This window comes from Pectobacterium peruviense (assembly GCF_003312355.2).
Classification (GTDB): Bacteria; Pseudomonadota; Gammaproteobacteria; order Enterobacterales; family Enterobacteriaceae; genus Pectobacterium; species Pectobacterium peruviense.
The window spans coordinates 3,290,691-3,309,487 of record NZ_CP161826.1; the positions used below are offsets into that span (position 1 = coordinate 3,290,691).

Sequence of the window (18,797 nt, forward strand, 5' to 3'; positions counted from 1 at the left end):
TGTTTTTTATTGTATTCATCACACCCTGCCACCGCCGTTTCAGGCTGGTTTGCTCATGTTTTGCAATGCGCCTTCGAGAGAGGCGATTTGCAGACGCTCATAGTCATCCAATGCTTTTAGCTGCTGGCTAAATACGGGCGCGCCAAAGATGGAGACGGGCGACATTACCGATGTCGAGTTGCCTTCCGACACGGATTGCCAACTGCCGCCGCTGAACACCTCAAGCGCGGTATTGTCTGGAATGATATTATTCACAAACATCCCGGCCAGAGTGGATTTCCCCCCCATCGGCTGGTTGAAATCAGAGACATTGCTGCGTGGTATACCGGGCTCATAACGATTTACACCATTGTTGGCAAAAGCCACGGCAACAGCAGAACCGCCCACCACACCACCGCCTTGTGCTGCTGCGCTAAACACACTGGCGGTTCCCGGCGTGGTACCTTCCACCCCACCAGCATTAAAGAGTGAAGACGGTGCACCCAACAGGCCATCGCCACTGGTTGACGCCGCCCCTATCGTCAACAACGAAAGCTGGCTTTGGACCGCAGCGTTATTACCAACAATCGCCACCGCTGGCTTACCAGCATTCGATTTGAATTCTGGATCGCCATCCGGTTGCGTAGAAGACAGGACACGCAAGACAAATGTGGTGCTCACGCTAGCACCTGCTACATCCGTTGCGGTAACCAGAATTGACAGTTCACCGCTATTTGCAAGCCCTGGAGATCCGCTAAACGTGCCGGTTGCAGGATCGAAGCTCACCCAGGCTGGCAGCGCGGAGCCATCCGCCCGGGTTGCACTGAGGCGCAGCGTATCGCCCACATCAATATCAGAGAAGGTGTTAGCAGGAATCTGGAAGCTAAATGCCCCATCACCATTCACCATTTGGTTGCTAATGCCCGTGGTGGTCGGCGCATCATTAACGTTATTCACGACAACCGCAAAATCGCTGGACACCGAGACGTTGTTTTTATCGGTTGCGGTAATACGAATCGCTAACGATCCCACGTCAGCATTTTCTGGCGTACCAGAGAAGGTCTGCGTCTGAGGATTGAACACCAGCCAGAACGGCAAAACCGAACCATCGGATAACGAGGCGCGGTAAGTCAGACTATCGCCCGCATCGTTATCAACAAACGCGTTAGCAGGCAGCGTGAAGGTAAACGCACTCCCCTGGCTAGCGGACTGATTTCCAATACCATTGGCAACCGGTGCAGTATTGCTATGAACGTCGCCGCTGATACCCTGACCGTTCAGGTTATTGCCAGCCAGATCCGTCACCCCACCGTGATTACCGGTAAAGACTAACTGCACTGCACCCGCCCCTGTCACATTGGTTAAATCAATTCGATAGGTTGTCGGACTCAGCGCTGTCACCGCACCAATTGTCGCCGTGGTGCCGTTGGCGTTAAGTAGAGAGAAGTCACGAACATCTAATCCCGTCACCGCTTCTGAAAAGACAAGGGTGTAGCTCAGTGCCTGCGAACCTGACGTTTCCGTCAGCGTCAGGCTAACCGGCACAGGACGAGCGGTATCGATGCTAAAACTATCGGAAGTGGCACTGCCCACGCCCGCGTTGCCCGCCGCATCAGTGACGCCGGTGTAGTTCAGGCCAATCGCTGTGCCCGCGTTGGTCACGTTGGCGTTCGGGGTAACGGTTGCTTTCCATGTCACGCCGCCGTCAGTACTGCTCACGTTACTTAGCGTGCCGTCTGCCACCGACAGGTTGGCGTTGCTGAAACCGCTCACCGCTTCGGAGAAGGTAATGGTGACCTCAGCGCTTTCACCCGCTTTCAGGGCGTTGTCGCTCACGGCTATCGTCGCGGTCGGCAGCGCCGTATCAATGCTGAGATTACCGGAGGTCTCGCTGCCCACGCCCGCGTTACCCGCCGCGTCAGTGACGCCGGTGTAGTTCAGCCCAATCGCCGTGCCCGCATTGGTCACGTTGGCATTAGGAGTAAAGGTCGCTGTCCACGTCACGCCGCCATCGCTGCTGATCACGTTACTTAGCGTACCGTCTGTCACCGACAGGTTGGCGTTACTGAAACCACCGACCGCTTCCGAGAAGGTGATGGTGACTTCAGCACTTTCACCCGCTTTCAGGGCGTTGTCGCTGACGGCTATCGTCGCTGTCGGCAACGCCGTATCAATGCTGATATTACCGGAGGTCTCGCTGCCCACGCCGGCGTTACCCGCCGCGTCGGTGACGCCGGTGTAGGTCAACCCAACCGCCGTGCTCGCGTTGGCCACGTTGGTGTTCGGGGTAAAGGTCGCTTTCCATGTCACCCCGCCGTCGGTGCTGGTCACCGCGCTCAACGTGCCGTCCGCCACTGACAGATTAGCGTTGCTGAAACCCGTCACCGCTTCCGAGAAGGTGATGGTGACTTCAGCACTTTCACCCGCTTTCAGGGCGTTGTCGCTGACGGCTATCGTCGCTGTCGGCAACGCCGTATCAATGCTGATATTACCGGAGGTTTCGCTGCCCACGCCGGCGTTACCCGCCGCGTCGGTGACGCTGGTGTAGGTCAGCCCAACCGCCGTGCTCGCGTTGGCCACGTTGGTGTTCGGGGTGAAGGTCGCTTTCCATGTCACACCGCCGTCGGTGCTGGTCACCACGCTCAACGTGCCGTCCGCCACTGACAGATTAGCGTTGCTAAAACCCGTCACCGCTTCGGAGAAGGTAATGGTGACCTCAGCGCTTTCACCCGCTTTCAGGGCGCTGTCGCTCACCGCTATCGTCGCCGTCGGCAGCGCCGTATCGATGCTGATATTCCCGGACGTCTCGCTGCCCACGCCCGCGTTGCCCGCCGTATCGGTGACGCCGGTGTAGGTCAGACCGATCGCCGTGCCCGCGTTGGTCACGTTGGCATTCGGGGTGAAGGTCGCAGTCCATGTCACCCCGCCGTCGCTACTCGTCACGTTGCTCAGCGTACCGTCTGTCACCGACAGATTGGCGTTGCTGAAACCGCTCACCGCTTCCGAGAAGGTGATAGTGACTTCGGCACTTTCACCTGCTTTCAGGGCGCTGTCGCTCACCGCTATCGTCGCCGTCGGCAGTGCCGTATCGATGCTGATATTACCGGAGGTTTCGCTGCCCACGCCCGCGTTACCCGCCGCGTCGGTGACGCCGGCGTAGTTCAGGCCAATTGCCATGCCCGCGTTAGTCACGTTGGCATTCGGGGTGAAGGTCGCAGTCCATGTCACCCCGCCGTCGCTACTCATCACGTTGCTCAGCGTACCGTCTGTCACCGACAGATTGGCATTGCTGAAACCGCTCACCGCTTCCGAGAAGGTGATGGTGACGTCGGCATTTTCACCCACTTTCAGGGCGTTGTCGCTGACAGCTATCGTCGCTGTCGGCAACGCCGTATCAATGCTGATATTACCGGAAGTCTCACTGCCCACGCCGGCGTTACCCGCTGCGTCGGTGACGCCGGTGTAGTTCATCCCAATCGCCGTGCCGGCGTTGGTCACATTGGCGTTCGGGGTGAAGGTCGCTTTCCATGTCACGCCGCCGTCGGTGCTGCTCACGTTACTTAGCGTGCCATCCGCCACTGACAGATTAGCGTTGCTGAAGCCCGTCACCGCTTCCGAGAAGGTGATAGTGACTTCAGCACTTTCACCCGCTTTCAGGGCGTTGTCGCTTACCGTAATAGCCGCCGTCGGTAGCACGCCATCGACAACAATGGCTTTCTGTGCCGCCAGTGAATTAAGGCTATTGAGCCCTGGCAAGGTCAGCACCGCCGTGCGATTAGCATTGTCCTGAACCGTCGCACCATTGAGCGACAGCGCAGACGTGCTGGCGTAGTTCAGATCGGCACTCAGATCGCCACTGTGCACGATATATTCGAAGGTCAGCGTATTAGATCCAGACCCCGCCACATACGTCGCCACGCGATCGAACGCGCCCGTTTCGAGTAATAGGGTTGGCACACCGCCAGTGGTATCGACAACGACATTGGAATCAAATGCCACCGTAACCTGAATGGTTTGTCCTATTTTATAGACCCCATCGGCGCTACTCGCACTGACGCTGGTAATCGTGGGATTATTAGGATTCACCGTAATGGCAATGGTATCGGTGTCAGTTTGCGCGCCACCGGAGCCTGAACTGCCTAAATCATTACTGACCATTTGGATCGACGCGCTGCCGTTATAGCCACTGGTTGGGGTAAACGTCAGGCCATTTAACGCATTGTTAATATTGGTCAGGCTACCTTGGAAGGTCATCGTGCTATCGCCAGTGCCCGATCCCACGCTGAAAGTCAGTACGGATAATGACGACAAAGTCAGTAACCCATTCGTCGCGGTCAACGTCACCTGCATCGTATTACCGCCGACATCGACGTCACTGATGGAAATCAGGTTGCCGTTAGCGGTATTAAATACCAGCGAACCATCCTGTTGTACCACCTGTGCAGCAGGTACGCCATTGACTGGCGCGTCGTTAACCGCATCAATGCTCAGCGTCACAGTGCTCGACGCGGTTTTGACACCGCTGCTTCCCGTATTCCCACCGTCATCAATACCAACCGTCAGCGTGACATCCCCTGTTGCATTGCTCGCTGGGTTAAATAGCACACTTCCGTCTGCAATAAATGCGTTGATACTGGTGATGGAACCCGTCAACGTCAGGCTACTCGTACCATTTCCCACAACGCTGACGCCGGCACCGTTAGCATTGAGCACGCCGCTGCCCACGGATAAAGTCACGGTGACGCTACTACTACCAGCATCGACATCCGCGAAACTGATACCAGTAATCGCCTTAGCCTGATCTTCCGTTACTGTGATCGAAGCAGGCGCGCTAATCGTCGGTGAGTCGTTCACCGCTACCACGGTTATCGTGGAAGTAATCGACAGCGTTGTGGTGTCCACTCCGCCGTTACTTGTTCCGCCATTATCAGAAATACTCGCCAGCGTCACAGTACGAGCCGGCCCCGTGGGGTTTTCGCTGGTATTGCGATAGGTGATGCCGTCGATCGTCGTGGCTGCCGCCGAGGCACTGATACCACCGGCTTTACTCAACGTTAGCGTGGCGGTGCCCGCAGCCACGCTGACGGAATAAGACAAACCGTTCGTGGTCGTGGTACCGCTATTACCGTTGATCAACGCAATGGTTGTTCCATCGATTTGCAGTTGTTCACTGCTGCCATTCAACACATTACTGACAACAAGCGATAACTGCGTGAGGGTCTGCCCAGCTTCAACCGTGCTGACTGAAACGTTACTGAAAAGATCGACGGCGCTACCGTTTTCGGTATAGGTCACATTATTACCGGTGGCAGACAGCGTAGGGGCGTCGTTCACCCCGGTGACGCCAACGGTCACCATTGCGGAAGCACTCCCGCCGTCGCCATCATTCACGGTAATGCTAACGGAACGCGTCGTGATGGCAGGATCGGTCGTATTGCTGTTTTGATAAGACAGGACGCGAACTAATGCCTGAACGGCGGCTGGAGTCGCACTGGCGTTCAAAGCTACCACCAGATCGTTCACACCAGAGCCCCCGGTAAAGGTGCCAATCACGACGCCACCATAAGTGACATTCGAGCCAGACACGCCGATTTGCCCTATACCCGTCCCCAGGTTCATGATGCCTAACACGTCTTCACTACTGTTACGGTTAGTGGTGATTGCTACCCGCACGCTGCCGCCGTTGAAATCGGCTGAATCCGCATCCGTAACCGTAGCATTACCGCCCGCGTCTAAACTAATCGGTAACGCGCCCTCGGTAAAGTTAACGCCATCGCCGTTCAGGTTACCCATCACCGGTGCAGTATTGAACCCACTGACGGTGATACCGTTGCCAGTCAGATCTGCGATATTTCCACCCGTTATAGGCCCGTTCCAGTCGTCGGCGGCGGCGAGATTATAGGTCGTCCCACCCGAAGAGGACGTACCGTTCTGGTTCATTATCGCGCTAAGTCCGGCTCTATCGGTTGCGCTTAATACCACTATAAAAGAAGTGGAGTTGACGATTTCAACATTGCTGGTTGCGCTGAGCGTATAAGTGCTACCGCTTTGACCGGTGAAGGTGAGCTTAGAGACGTCAATATCATTATTCGCCCCGCTCTGCTTCACCAAATTGGTGCCAGTAACCGCCAATGTGCCCGTCGAACTATCGTACGTCGAAGAGGTGATGGTTGGCATTTGAACATTATTGACGGTGACGCCGTTACGAACCAGATCGGCTGGAGTAGAAGATTGTGTGGCATCCCACCCCGCAGCCGCGGCCAAATTAAAGGTTGTCCCACTTGCGGCCGACGTCGTACCATTTTTGTTTAGCAGCCCTTCAACGTTGAGCTGGTCAATCGAATTCAGTGTGATACTGAATGTGGTGGCATTGACTGCGGTCACATTGCTGCTGGTTAGCGTATAGGTATTGCCGTTTTCACCCGCCAGCGTCAACTTGGACACATCAATGGTGTCACCCGCGACCATATTAGCCCCGGTCACCGTCAACACATTGGTATTGGCGTCATAGGTGGCTGCCGCGATCCGTGGAATAACCGCAGCCGTTCTCACATCGGTGATGTTGATATCCTGCAATACCGCATATCGGCTGGAGGTAATCACAACCTGGGTGGCACCAGCGATCGTGGAGAATGAATTAACCGCCAGAAGGCTGGTTTTACTCGCATCGAAATTGAAGGATTCCGTTGAATTATCCGCGTAGGTCACCACGATATTCACTGTGCCGCTATCAGCAAGCGCACGGAACCCGTTAAAATCAAACATATAACCAGAATTGGGGGCGATCGTCAGTTTTATATCGCTCCCTCCAGTGGAGCTATCAGCGCCCTCCAGCGCATAGAGCCCACGATTATTTAAATCCCCATCGAGATACAAACCACCAGAATTTTCACCACCAGAAAAAGTAACAGGACGTCCTCCGACGTCTCGCACTAGCGTGGAGGTATACAAATCGCTGTCGCTATCAGTGAACGTTATCGTAGCCAACGCGCCGCTATAAGCTTCAATAGCCAGGGCTTCAGTTTCGAGATCGCCCGTGTGCTTTTCTAACACCCAATCCCCGCCGATCGCGCTGCTGCCCGTGACATCAACGGATGCGGCAACATCAGCGCCGGTGGCTAGCGCCAGATTTGCCAAGAACGCATCGCCCTGTGCGCCACCGGCAATATCACACCCATAAAGCAGTAAATCACCTTCGGTGGTTAATGCTGCGCCTAAGGCAGCAAGCTGTGCCTGCACGTCGCTCGATTTCAGCGATGAATCCGTCAGCACCTGCGTACCCAGATTCACTTTGCCTTCCGAGCCGTGGGAAAAGACATGGATAGCGTCATAGCCGGTATGCGTCGCCGCCCAGTCGGCCATTTGCTGCAAGCCATCGCGCGAGCCGTCAATCAATACGACCTCAACGCCGGGCTTAATCCCCGAGACCAACGTTTCATAATCCTTCACCGACGTATCAATAAAGGCGACTTCTTTACGCGAGGACGTCGTGCCATCAGCCACCGCCGTAATATCAATATCCTGCGTCGCGGTTGATTGGGAATCATGGGTGGTTTGATCTGCCGTAGAGGCATGGGAGTCAGACGCAGCGCGATCGGCAATCGGTTCCGATGTGTTTGCCGCAGTGTCATTCACCGTTGCCGCAATCGCCCCATCAAACAATATACGCGGCTCAAGAACATAGACCGGTAATGAGGAGACCTGAATCGGATTTGCCGCCGCCTGCTTGACTGCATTCGCTGGCTGAGAAGATCGAGTAAACCAATTACGCCACACCATAGCAGGACTCCTTAAAGCCGCATTGTTCTTTGCCCGATGTTTAATTTAAATGATGTTTTCTTTGTGACCAGACATCACTCGTTCACGCCGTCCCCGCCGACAGAGGGTGTCGGATAAGAAAGGAAAAAACTGGAGAGACAAGATCTTGCCGATATATTTTCATAAAAATACATCTATTAACAATAGCTTTTAAAAAGAAACATTTCCCCCGAAAACATTAACAAAATCTGATAATAAAAATATGTTATAAATATCAAGAAAATATCGTTTTTTTTACGATATTTCCCCACTTAAACGTAAATTTTCACTGCATGAATCCCTACCTGCTTTATGTAAAGATCAAACAGGAATTATGCGTATTATTTCCCCCTATTTCTAAAAATTGGCGGGGATAGTTCGGTATCGTTTGCGACGGGTATGGTATTGCTGAAGGTATAAAGAAGACAAAACCCCTGTCACCACCTCAATAGCGATAAGGGTTTATTGGTCATTGTCAGACAGGATAAAAGGAATCAGGCGGTGGCCAGGTGTATTCAGGCAACTTCGGTTCGGCGGCGGCCTTTGTTTTTTGCCCGATAAAGCGCCATATCGGCGGCCTTTAACCAGTCAATATATTGGCCCATTTCCGGTGAAATCTCCGCAATACCGACGCTGACAAACACCGCCAGTTGCGGGGTCTGGTTCAGGAACTTCAACGACAAACTCTCCCGAATGCGATTCACGGCATCCAGCGCCTCTCCCGCGCTGGTTTGCGGTAAAATAACGGCAAATTCATCGCCGCCGAATCGCCCGATCACATCCGTCTCCCGAAAACCGGATGTCAGTTCACGCGCCAGCAGCAATATTGCCTGATCGCCGACGTTATGCCCAAAGTTATCGTTAAAGGCTTTAAAATGGTCGATATCGAACAGGACTAACGTGGCGGTACGCTTATAACGCTGGCAAATATCATACTCGTGCTTCAGCAGGCGTTCCCAGTGGTGACGGTTATAGAGGCTGGTCATACCGTCATGAATGCTGACTTCCATCAACATACGCTTGTGCTCTGCCAGTTTTAGCGCGGTCGTGTAGGTGACATAACCCAAAAAAATCGGGTAAATCAGCAACATCGGCAAGCAGGTATAAAGCTGAACCGGCGTGGTATCCAGCGAAATGGGTACAGCAAACAGCATAAGAACCAGCACGCAGGTCACACACTGTAATACGATGCCCTGAACAAATAGCTTGATTCCACCACCCGCCGTACCGTTCATACCAACCATCGCGACAATCAGTGCGCTGGGCAAAAGATTCACGCCCATGAATCCTATCCAGATGCCACCAAATGCCACATCAATCAATAAATTACGCTTCTCGCACCACATAGGATCGCGCGAACGTAGGGATAGAGTGTAAGCAATGTGAGGCCAGACAAAGGCATTAGTCCCCACGCGAGAATCGGCACGGGTTTGGCAATCAATACCGAGGAAATAAAAAGAGAGCACAGTATCGTACCGACAATACGTGGAATATAGACTCGCTGGGAAAAGCGTAGCCCTGAGCGACGTACATCTACCGTCAAAAACATCGGCGACGAGGCTGACATAGCGACCCCCATGCGGTTCACTAACGAATAGCGAGAAAAAAGAACATTATGACTGAAAGCATGTGAGCATCAGTGAACAGTATTTTAATTTATTCTGTTACATAACAGACTCGTGTCGTAACGGCTAAACAGAGTAACACGAATGTTAACTCCCGGTGGTCTTACCCGTGGCTTTCGTTCCGTACCTGTCATTGCGCCGCCATGTCAGTCACGATGGCCGATGTGGCTAAGAGGGAGAGGGTTGTAAACGGTTAATATGAATGGTCAGAAACATAACTTCGTCAGTGGTCAGCCGGCAGTCGTAATTCTTCTCCACATACTCATACACCTTCATCGCACAGGCATAGGCACGCGGCATCAGTTCGGTAATTCCCTGATAGATAGAGTCGTCACCGTGGCTCACCGTTTCCCGGTTTAACAAACGTAGCGCGAAGAACTTCAGGTGCGTAATCAAACGCTGATAATTGAGAGAGTGCTCGTCAAACGTGATGTGGAGATCGTATTTCAGAATGGTCAAAATATCTTTAATGATACCCGCGCTTTGCATCGTGCTCTGCATGTCGCTGTTATTTGTCGCATTCGCCAGATGCAGCGCAATAAACCCTGCTTCATCCTCCGGTAAATCGATATCCAATCTGGAGCGAATCAACGCTAGCGCCTCTAACCCAACGGCAAACTCACCGCGATAGAACTGGCGAATATCCCATAGCATCAGATTCTTGATCGTCTGTCCTTTCTTATGGCGTTGGATTGCAAAGTTGATATGGTCGCTTAATGCCAGAAACAACGTGTCCTGCACATCGAGCCGCAGCGTTTTTTGCGCCAGAGTAATAATCTGCTGCGTGACCGCCAGACAGTCAGGCGGAATATCCGCCAGCAGTTGTGATAGCACGTCCGCGATACCGTCGCTTTTCTTCACGAATTGACTTTCAATGCGTAGCGGATCGATAGGATCACCGACCTTTTTGCCAAAGCCGACACCTTTACCAATCGCCACAATTTCCCGTTGGTCATCAGCCAACACCAGCACGGCGTTATTGCTCAGTATTTTTTCAATGATCATCGCATCAGCCGTCCTGTCTCACGGAAAAGCGCGCTGGCCTTCCCTGCCGTTTAACGCCTCGAACGTCGTATTGTCGAGGCGTCTTCTTTCATCATTTACGCTTCTGAGCTATCCAGCCCATTGTTTTTAATGACATCAGCATACCAGTATGCACTTTTTTTACGGATGCGCCGCAAATCTTTCAGATCGAATTCTTCACGGTTAACGTAAATAAAACCATAGCGTTTCGAGCATCCCTGATGGGTAGAAATGAGATCCAACGCCGACCATGGCGTATAGCCGAAGACATCCACACCATCGGTAATCGCAAGCTGAATTTGCTCAATGTGGCGTTGCAGGTAATCGATGCGGTAATCGTCCTGAACCTCACCGTTTTCATCCAGCGTATCAAACGCGCCCAGCCCGTTTTCTGTGATGATCAGCGGTAAATGATAGCGATCGTGCAGTTCACGCAAGGTATTGCGGAAGCCGATAGGATCGATTTCCCAGCCAAAGGCATTTTTCTGCAACCACGGGTTGCTTGCGCCACGGTGCACGCCCTCTTCGCCCGATTTCAGGTGTTGGTCACCTCCGCGAGCGATCTCATCCGACCCGTCGCCTTTGCTGGCTTCAACCGTTTGCGAGGTGTAGTAGTTAAACGCGATGAAATCAGGTTTGGCCGACGCCAGAATATCCATATCACCGGGCAGAATCTCCGGCGTATAGCCTTTTTCTTCCATATAGCGCCAGGCAGCCGTGTTGTAACGTCCGTATACCGCCATATCCAGATAGAGCCAATTACGGATCGCGTTATAGTTGAAGGCCGCCATCACATCTTCAGGCTTCGCTGAGGCTGGATAAATCAATGCAATGTTGGGTGCTGGCCCAATTTTCGCGCCGGGCACTTTTTCATGCAGCGCATTCATCGCTTTTGCCTGAGCCACCAGCATGTTGTGGTTCTGCTGATAGAGATTCTGCTTAGGATTTTCCAGCGTCGGATCCAACGTGCCTAATGCAGAACCGTGCAAAATCATCATGTTTTGTTCATTGATGGTCAGCCAGTACTTCACCTTTTCGCCATATTCATCAAACAGTACGTTGGCGAAGCGTTCAAACGCGTCCACCGTTTCCCGGTTGTACCAACCACCTTTTTCCTGTAGCGCCTGCGGCAGGTCGAAATGGTACATCGTGACGATCGGCTCAATACCGTAATGCAACAACTCATCGATAAGGTTGTGATAAAACGTAATGCCTGCCGGGTTTACCTCACCGCTGCCATCGGGGATGATGCGGCTCCAGGCGATGGAAAAACGGTAGGTTTTGAAGCCAATATCGGCAAACAGTGCGACATCTTCTTTGTAGCGATGATAATGGTCACTGGCGACTTTGAAATCCGTGGTGCCCTCAGGATAGGATGTTCTGGCATCAATCACCGACGGCCCCTTGCCGTCTTCATTCCATGCCCCTTCAACCTGATAAGCCGATGTCGCCGCGCCCCATAAAAACCCCTCTGGGAAACGTTTAAGATGACGGTATTTCACAGTTTTTCTCCTTTCCTTAACGAGATAATGTCAGCAAGACATCACTGATGTTATGGGTGGCACGCGATCGGGTTGAATTCAGGCAAAAAAAAACCTGATACGGACATGTCTGAATCACATGCGTCGTATCAGGTTTCGCTCAGGCCTAAGCCCGATCACGTCCTTCTTATCGGGTTATATCTGCTAACCGTCGCAGACTCAAACCAAGGTCGGGCAATCTGTGATGAATATCACCGATAATCCCCTCGTCTGAGCATGATTCGTCCCCTACGCCAGCCATCCCAAGAATGCAGACTACCGTTCAGCACCATCATGGTCTCGTGCACCGTTAAGCCTAACGAGCCGCTTCAACAGCCTGAGTAGCTTCATTCCATCGGGCGAGCCCAATCCCGTACAGGCGTCCCATCCTTCTGAAGCCACAAACGCCCCATTATTCCCCCGCACGATATCCTTGCAGCTATTACGATTACGGTACAGCAAGGGGGGAATAAACAGCGATGCCGACTCGGTCAGCGCGAGCATTCGCGCCAGCAATCCCGCCCACAGCGGTGCGACGGCGCTGGTTCCGCCAACCACGCCTTCCCGTCCGTTGACTTCAATCAGATAGCCCGTTTCGGGATCGGCATTACCACTGACATCCGGTACGCCACGGTGTTGCAGAGGGTGATGGCCACCGTATTTGTCTGCCAGAGATAACCCTAACTGCCAACCGGGAAGCGCAAAATATTGGCTGACGCCGCCCCCCGTCGCGCTGCCGTCTCGGCTGTGCCAGGTGGTTTCTTCCATTGTTTTTTGCAGCCGAGTGCCGCCACAGGCTAAAACGTAGGGGCTGGAAGCAGGAAAGTTCACATGCAGCCCGTGAGGCTCGCCATCTTTCGCTCCCTGATCGCCAGAGGCCACGCACACAGTGATACCTAATGCAGCGGCGGTTTGAAAAGCCTGGTTGTAAACCTGTAATGATTGCGCTGTCCATTTCGACTCACTGCCGCCCCAGCTAATCGAAATGACCGACGGTGCGTTTTTCTCATCATGAATCGCGGTATTGATTGCTTCTAAAAACCCTGCATCGGTATTCGGGGCAAAATACACCACAATTTTGGCTGCCGGTGCCAACGTGCCGGCAATCTCGATATCCATCTGTACTTCGATATCAATCGGGTTCACTTCTTTATCGCTATCCAACGATGCTGGGGCATTCTTGGCACCTCCCACACAAACATCGACAATCTGCGGTGGATTAACGCCCATGCGTTTAAAATAGTGCTCCAACTGCGGTAAGCGATACCCGCCCCCCAGTTCAATGATGCCAATGCACTGCCCGGCGCCATCATGCTCAGGGAAGTGATAATGCTCAGCCAGCTCTAGCGGCGTATAGCCCAGCGGGCGCTTTTCTGTATTAGAGAACGGACGATTCATACGCAGGCAACACTCCGTCGCCAGACGCTCATCAAGCCCTAGCACGGCGATAACCACGCCCTGTAGATATTCGGGCAGATAAATCCCTCCCGATCTCCCACGAAAAGCCCCGTTTTTGTGATCATAGCGGGCTAAGCTCACGCGAAACGCTTGCTCTATCTGCCCTGCCGTGCCCGTCAAGAAGACGGTGCGGCTGGCAGGATGTTCACGTTCGATAGATAGCCGATAATGTCGCGCAAACGCACGAACATGCTCTATATCAGCATCATCAGCGCTGAATTTTCTGGCATAACTGGCACGCGACAGCGGCTTATTGGCGTTGATGCCGCCAAATTGTGGATCGATGCTATCGTGCAGTTCGGTGTAATACTCATCATCTGGCGTAGTAAAACGCAGTACCAACATGACCCTGACGCTCTCATTAACATTACAGCGCTCACGGTACGCTGCGTCAGCGATGTTTCCGCGCTCACTCCCTTTCAATAATTGGTAAGTCATCGTCTTCTCTCCCACTCAGCTATTTGCCGTCTGGTTCAATGTGACTCAATGCCGCGTAAATCTGGCGTTTGTCGTTCTGTGACAGATGCTCAACATTAATAGAAGAAAGAAACGTGGCCTCTTGTTGAGGCGCAAAATGCCCGCCATTCGCGAGATAACGTTTAATACTAATCAGAAGTTGGTCGTCAATCGTGAGTAACGTGGGCCTGATCGTGTCGTTCAGCGAACGAGGTGTCCAGTCGCTCTCCGGTGTCGCGAGCCAGTCCGCCATGTAGCGATACTGAATGGCTTTGCTGGCATTCATTAATGAAGTAAAAAACAGCTGTGTACTCTGAGGGGATAAACCAACGGCAGCAGATTGTTCCCGCGCCTTACTCAAAATACGGTCCTCTTGCTTCAAATCCTCAACCGGCAGGTGTTGACGGGCTTTGTACCCCGCAACATCTTTCATGAGCGCCATCCTCTCCTGAATAAGTTGATAGATACCAAGAGAATTATCCTGCACGGCTGCATGCAGAGGGAGACACCAGGCAGAACTCATCACTAACGAGATAACAGCGGAAATAGGCAAATTCATTGAGTTGCACTCTCCTGTCAGCACTACCATGAACATCTATGGCTATGTTTTTATTTTGCCATTGCGGCAGGAGATAATAGATTTCACTATATGAATATTCCATGACGAAACTATTTCAATCATTACCCATAGGACACACTTCCTCTTAAAAATTTCCTGCCCTGTCACGCTTTCTGCCAGTAACGCTTTAAATTACAAGCGACTGCGAAATAAGGCTTCAGAAGTGCAATCCTCAACATCAGATGATTAAGATACAAACAATGACCAAATGAAATAGTTCAAATAAGTTATCAAGTGGTGATATTGATCGATAAAGCAAACGCGCACAAAAAAGCCCGCCGTGGCACTTGGCCATGACGGGCTTGATTTACGCCCTAAACGAACGGGATCGATTAGTGATCGGTGAGGCCATACAGCGAGCTACGACGCTGTAGCATTTGACCACCGTCACGCGTTAGCGGCACCCAGCCAACCGCGCCACGTTTCACCGTTGGTTCAGTGAACAGCAGATCAAACGGTATGGAGACGTAGAAGCCCTTGCTGAAGCTCCCTTCACCATATTCAGCGGCGCTGACGTTGGTTTTGGTCGCAAAGGCACCTGCAACAATCCCGCTGTCAAAGCGGCGAGACAGATCGATGGTGACCCCTTTGTCCCCTGCCAGATAACGGCCCACACTCACTTTCGCCACCGCACCTTCCACAAACGGCAGTTCCCAGTAGGCAGTCAGATGGCCTGTCACCACATCATAATCAGCCATTCTCATGATGTCGTTCCAGTCACGCTGTTTGACATAGTTAACATCCATCCCCAGCGCCCAGCTTTTACCAAACGGACGATACAGCACCTCAGACCCGACACCCGCGTACATCATTTCCAGATAGCCGCCGTAGACCTGGGTATACCAATCCTGTGCAGGGTTATCCCTACGAGTTAATTGCAGATTGGTCAGCAGCAGATCCGAAGAGGTCACGTATTCACGCACCCAGGTTCTGACACGAGGTAATGCTGACCCATCCACCGGCGGCGTTTTATAGTTGAACTTGTCGTAGTTATCCAACAGGTTCAGCGTCGCGGTTCCTCCCACGCTCCAGTGATCGCTGATCCGATAGTCAACGTTACCTTTCAGCGCAATCTGGTACATATAGAAGGACTCAGCGCCACCGAAAGACTGCGTCAGCGTCGGATCTAATGAGTACGTCAGGCGATTAGGTTCCGCGAGCAGCACCTGCTGACCACGCACGTCGGATACCGGCTCTTTACGATGCGTTTCAGGTTCGGGTTGACCCAGCGGAACAGCCGCCTGTTGGACCTGATGGAAAGCTTTGGCATCCACTTCCGTGCTGGCAATCGGTAAGCGCTGGCTGCGCTGAACAATGTGATATTCATCAATACCGTTCGGTACATGGTTTGCCAATACCGTCGCCGCGCGCTGTGTGGCCTGATCGCTGTCGCGATATTTTGTCTGATCGGCAACAATCGTGACCTGTTTTTGGTCCGCGTAGATATCAGCGTCCTTATACCCGGCCTTATCATTCAGCTCTTTCGAGACTAACTGCCAGTTTGTCCCTTTACCATCCTGCACCGGCGCGTAGACTGGTGGCGCATCGTCTAAATAGTTTGGTTTCAAACTGTTAAAGTTGGTACGTAGGGTAAAGCCCCACATCAGCGTATTGCCCCGCTGCCACGACAGTGTGGTATCCAAAACATCACCTACGCGGTAAACCGCGCCGATGTTGAAAGGAGAATCATGCTTAAGCGCCTGTGGCACACCATTGGATGATGTTCGTTCTGCACTGTAATCGTTGCCGTCATACTCTAGCTTTAGGCGCAACGGATCCCAGGGAGTCTGGTACTCTACGCCACCAAACAGTGCGGCCGGTCCGTGGAAGAAATTATCTACCTCAAATTGACCCCCACCAGCCCTATGAGAACCACTGCGCTGACAGAAACTGGCTTTTAATGAACAAGCAGGGTTTTTAATATTGCCACTCTCGGCCATGTTGCCCCACCCCATACCCAGGGTGAAATCAAACGGTCCCATACGCTTACTGGCTACCAGATATTCGCTATCGAACAGCCCCGTACCGGCAATATCGCGGAACCCCAGCGATACATCCGGCATCCAGTAGCTTTCCTGCCACAAACGGGCCTTAAGATCGAATGATTTGTCCTTATAGGATTGGCTACCACTAAAATCAGCATTGTTACTGTAAGGGCGAGTACGGATGTCGGTATAACGCACTGTCGTTTCCAGCCATTCAAAGAGCTGGAGGGATATGGAATAACGCCGATATTCCTCATTGTCACGGTAGTTCAGGCTAAACTCGCCAGTTTCCGCCATCCGCGCGGTCGGCGTCTGCAATAGCCCCGAGCCACCGAAATCAGACTGCGATACACCCGCAGGCTGAAAGCGCAGATTCGGGTTCGTCGCAGTACGGCTGTTTTCTGTTTCAGCCGCCATCACCTGCGCACTCAGAATGCCGCCAATCGCCAACGACAGACAGCCTAGTTTAACGTTTCTGTTCTTGGTCATTCGAGTGGGATCCGGTTAGCAAGGTAGTCAGCAAGTTGATCGTTAAGTGATGACATATCCTGAGGTAAAACAGAAGGATTGAAACCGATAAAGATCGTTTCGCCCGCAGCAGGTTCACTATGCTGACGGTTCCACAGCGCCAATGGCACTTTGCGCCATTGGCCATTTCCCCCAATCAGATAGCCGTAACTGTTATCAGATCCGGCAAGAAGTCGCCGTCCAGCGAGATAATTCTCGACTGACCATCCGGCACGCAGCACTACTTTTCCCGACGTCTCCAACTCGCCTACATCCGCAGAGGTATTCACCAAGCCAATCAGCGACAACGTATCATCATGAGGAGCCACATATAATGCATACTCCCCCACCAAAGGTCGGTTATTTTCACTATGGACACGTACGCGGTCAGGATCCAAATCGGTGCGGATACGACCCGCAACAGTAATCGGGGTAATAGCCTTTCTCAGAAGCCAGGTGGAGATAGCCAGATCGCCATCACCTGAATTACGCCAGCGCGTTTCCAGTTCAGCCAGCTTTTGCAGCAAGACGTCGCCCTGCGCACGCACCTTCTGCGTCGTCGCAAAATCAGAAATAAACGCCGTTTTCCAGTTGATATTCTGTGGCCAGGAAACCTGTTCATAAAATTTTTCAAGACGTACACCGTCGTCTAGTTTAATGACGGCGATCGTCTCTTGAGGCGATTTCACAGTCAGTTGCGCAGACGTCGCAACGCCGGAAATCAGCAACAACAAGGCAGCGATACGGTTAAGTGCCAACATGGTAGCCCCTTATTGTACGTAGGGTTTTAATACGGTGAATGTGACCAATGCCATACCCGGCCCCATATACTGCTGGCTTTGAACCACACTTCCGTTAGTCGGATCGAGCCAGTAGCTATTGGTGTAAGATTCATTTAAGGCGGGGACGGTCACCTGCTCATCAAAGCGCAACAGCTCACGCGAGGTATCCAGAATTTTTATCGTTTCTTTGCCACGGGCCTGAAAAACAGAGCGGATATCGTAACCGCCGCGGAAGACCTGAGCCCACTCAACCCGGCTTTGCCATGTCATTGGCGTCGATGTCTTCAATAAACCTAATGTCAGGGGATCCTGTTGCAGGTTATCCACATAGGTAATATCTTCGCCGAAGCCTTGAGTTTTCACTACACGACCATGTTGGGTCGCCAGCATATTTTTATCGGCCCCGATCCATTTCAACTGATTCTGTTCGGCAAAAGCGAGCACGACAAACGCCTGCGGTGCCTCTCCCACTTTCAGATAGGCCGACGCATAGGGTGTATTGGCAACCTGCTTGGCCGTCACATGGGTATCATCCTGACCAAAAAATGCCAGTTTGAACGTTTTCCCCACCTGCTCCACATTTTGGGAACAGCCAGTCAATACAATCGATAAAAGAGGTATGGCAATCAGCGAATGCACCTTTGCCATTCGTTTTATTTTTGTCATGAAATGCAGTTCTCGTTGAACAGCGCAGCCTGGAAAAAGAAAGGCCACCGAAGTGGCCTTAGAATTTAAACGGAATTAACCAGCAGTACCGGTAGTTACCGTCGTTGTGCCCGTAGCATCGTTGTTGTCATTGCTGGAAACAGCAACAGCAACACCAACAGCAACAGCAGCAGCAACACCAACAGCAATCAGTGCAGTAGTACCAGCAGCAGCACCCGCACCCGCCGCACCCGCTGCACCAGCAACGCTTGCGCCGGTGGTCGTGGAGGTAGAGGTACCAGCAGCAGTACTGCTCGAGACGCCATCAACAGCAAACGCGTTTGACGACATGGCCAGAACAGCGGCCAGCGTGATTAACGTTTTCTTCATTACGATTTCCT

10 protein-coding genes and 1 pseudogene are annotated in these 18,797 nt (G+C 52.5%); all 11 read right to left on the reverse strand.

Features of this window, described 5'->3' with window-relative positions:
* Positions 1–39: 39 nt before the first annotated feature.
* A complete protein-coding gene (locus DUT67_RS14935; RefSeq protein WP_368350103.1) occupies positions 40–7,758 on the reverse strand; it encodes an Ig-like domain-containing protein in 7,719 nt (2,572 codons plus the stop codon).
* A gap of 533 nt (positions 7,759–8,291) precedes the next feature.
* Positions 8,292–9,059 (reverse strand): diguanylate cyclase, encoded by a 768-nt coding sequence (locus DUT67_RS14940; RefSeq protein ID WP_368350143.1) that lies wholly within the window; start codon positions 9,057–9,059, stop codon positions 8,292–8,294.
* Between the two features lie 21 nt (positions 9,060–9,080).
* Positions 9,081–9,355: pseudogene (locus tag DUT67_RS14945) on the reverse strand (MASE2 domain-containing protein); the annotation flags it as partial.
* Positions 9,356–9,569: 214 nt separating this feature from the next.
* A complete protein-coding gene (gene licT / locus DUT67_RS14950; RefSeq protein ID WP_048259397.1) occupies positions 9,570–10,406 on the reverse strand; it encodes a BglG family transcription antiterminator LicT in 837 nt (278 codons plus the stop codon).
* 95 nt (positions 10,407–10,501) lie between these two features.
* Entirely contained in the window at positions 10,502–11,926 is a 1,425-nt protein-coding gene (locus tag DUT67_RS14955; RefSeq protein ID WP_113627397.1) for a glycoside hydrolase family 1 protein, read from the reverse strand.
* A gap of 294 nt (positions 11,927–12,220) precedes the next feature.
* Positions 12,221–13,840 (reverse strand): protease pro-enzyme activation domain-containing protein, encoded by a 1,620-nt coding sequence (locus DUT67_RS14960; RefSeq protein WP_113627396.1) that lies wholly within the window; start codon positions 13,838–13,840, stop codon positions 12,221–12,223.
* Between the two features lie 19 nt (positions 13,841–13,859).
* A complete protein-coding gene (locus DUT67_RS14965; RefSeq protein WP_113627395.1) occupies positions 13,860–14,417 on the reverse strand; it encodes a chorismate mutase in 558 nt (185 codons plus the stop codon).
* A 392-nt stretch (positions 14,418–14,809) separates the two neighbouring features.
* Complete coding sequence (locus DUT67_RS14970) at positions 14,810–16,951, reverse strand: YjbH domain-containing protein (protein WP_113627394.1); 2,142 nt, start codon at positions 16,949–16,951, stop codon at positions 14,810–14,812.
* Positions 16,948–17,730 carry a capsule biosynthesis GfcC family protein gene (locus DUT67_RS14975; protein WP_113627393.1) on the reverse strand — a complete coding sequence of 261 codons (783 nt, stop codon included), beginning with the start codon at positions 17,728–17,730 and terminating at the stop codon, positions 16,948–16,950. Before DUT67_RS14975 ends, DUT67_RS14970 begins: the two co-directional genes overlap by 4 nt.
* A 9-nt stretch (positions 17,731–17,739) precedes the next feature.
* Positions 17,740–18,417 (reverse strand): YjbF family lipoprotein, encoded by a 678-nt coding sequence (locus DUT67_RS14980; RefSeq protein ID WP_189339515.1) that lies wholly within the window; start codon positions 18,415–18,417, stop codon positions 17,740–17,742.
* Positions 18,418–18,492: 75 nt separating this feature from the next.
* A complete protein-coding gene (locus tag DUT67_RS14985; protein ID WP_189339514.1) occupies positions 18,493–18,786 on the reverse strand; it encodes a hypothetical protein in 294 nt (97 codons plus the stop codon).
* Between the last annotated feature and the right edge of the window lie 11 nt (positions 18,787–18,797).

Coding starts and splice junctions, on each gene's coding strand:
- DUT67_RS14980 (WP_189339515.1), bottom strand. CDS start 18,417: ATGACAAAAATAAAACGAATGGCAAAGGTGCATTCGCTGATTGCCATA.
- DUT67_RS14935 (WP_368350103.1), bottom strand. CDS start 7,758: ATGGTGTGGCGTAATTGGTTTACTCGATCTTCTCAGCCAGCGAATGCA.
- DUT67_RS14975 (WP_113627393.1), bottom strand. CDS start 17,730: ATGTTGGCACTTAACCGTATCGCTGCCTTGTTGTTGCTGATTTCCGGC.
- DUT67_RS14965 (WP_113627395.1), bottom strand. CDS start 14,417: ATGAATTTGCCTATTTCCGCTGTTATCTCGTTAGTGATGAGTTCTGCC.
- DUT67_RS14960 (WP_113627396.1), bottom strand. CDS start 13,840: ATGACTTACCAATTATTGAAAGGGAGTGAGCGCGGAAACATCGCTGAC.
- DUT67_RS14970 (WP_113627394.1), bottom strand. CDS start 16,951: ATGACCAAGAACAGAAACGTTAAACTAGGCTGTCTGTCGTTGGCGATT.
- DUT67_RS14985 (WP_189339514.1), bottom strand. CDS start 18,786: ATGAAGAAAACGTTAATCACGCTGGCCGCTGTTCTGGCCATGTCGTCA.
- licT (WP_048259397.1), bottom strand. CDS start 10,406: ATGATCATTGAAAAAATACTGAGCAATAACGCCGTGCTGGTGTTGGCT.
- DUT67_RS14940 (WP_368350143.1), bottom strand. CDS start 9,059: ATGGGCGTGAATCTTTTGCCCAGCGCACTGATTGTCGCGATGGTTGGT.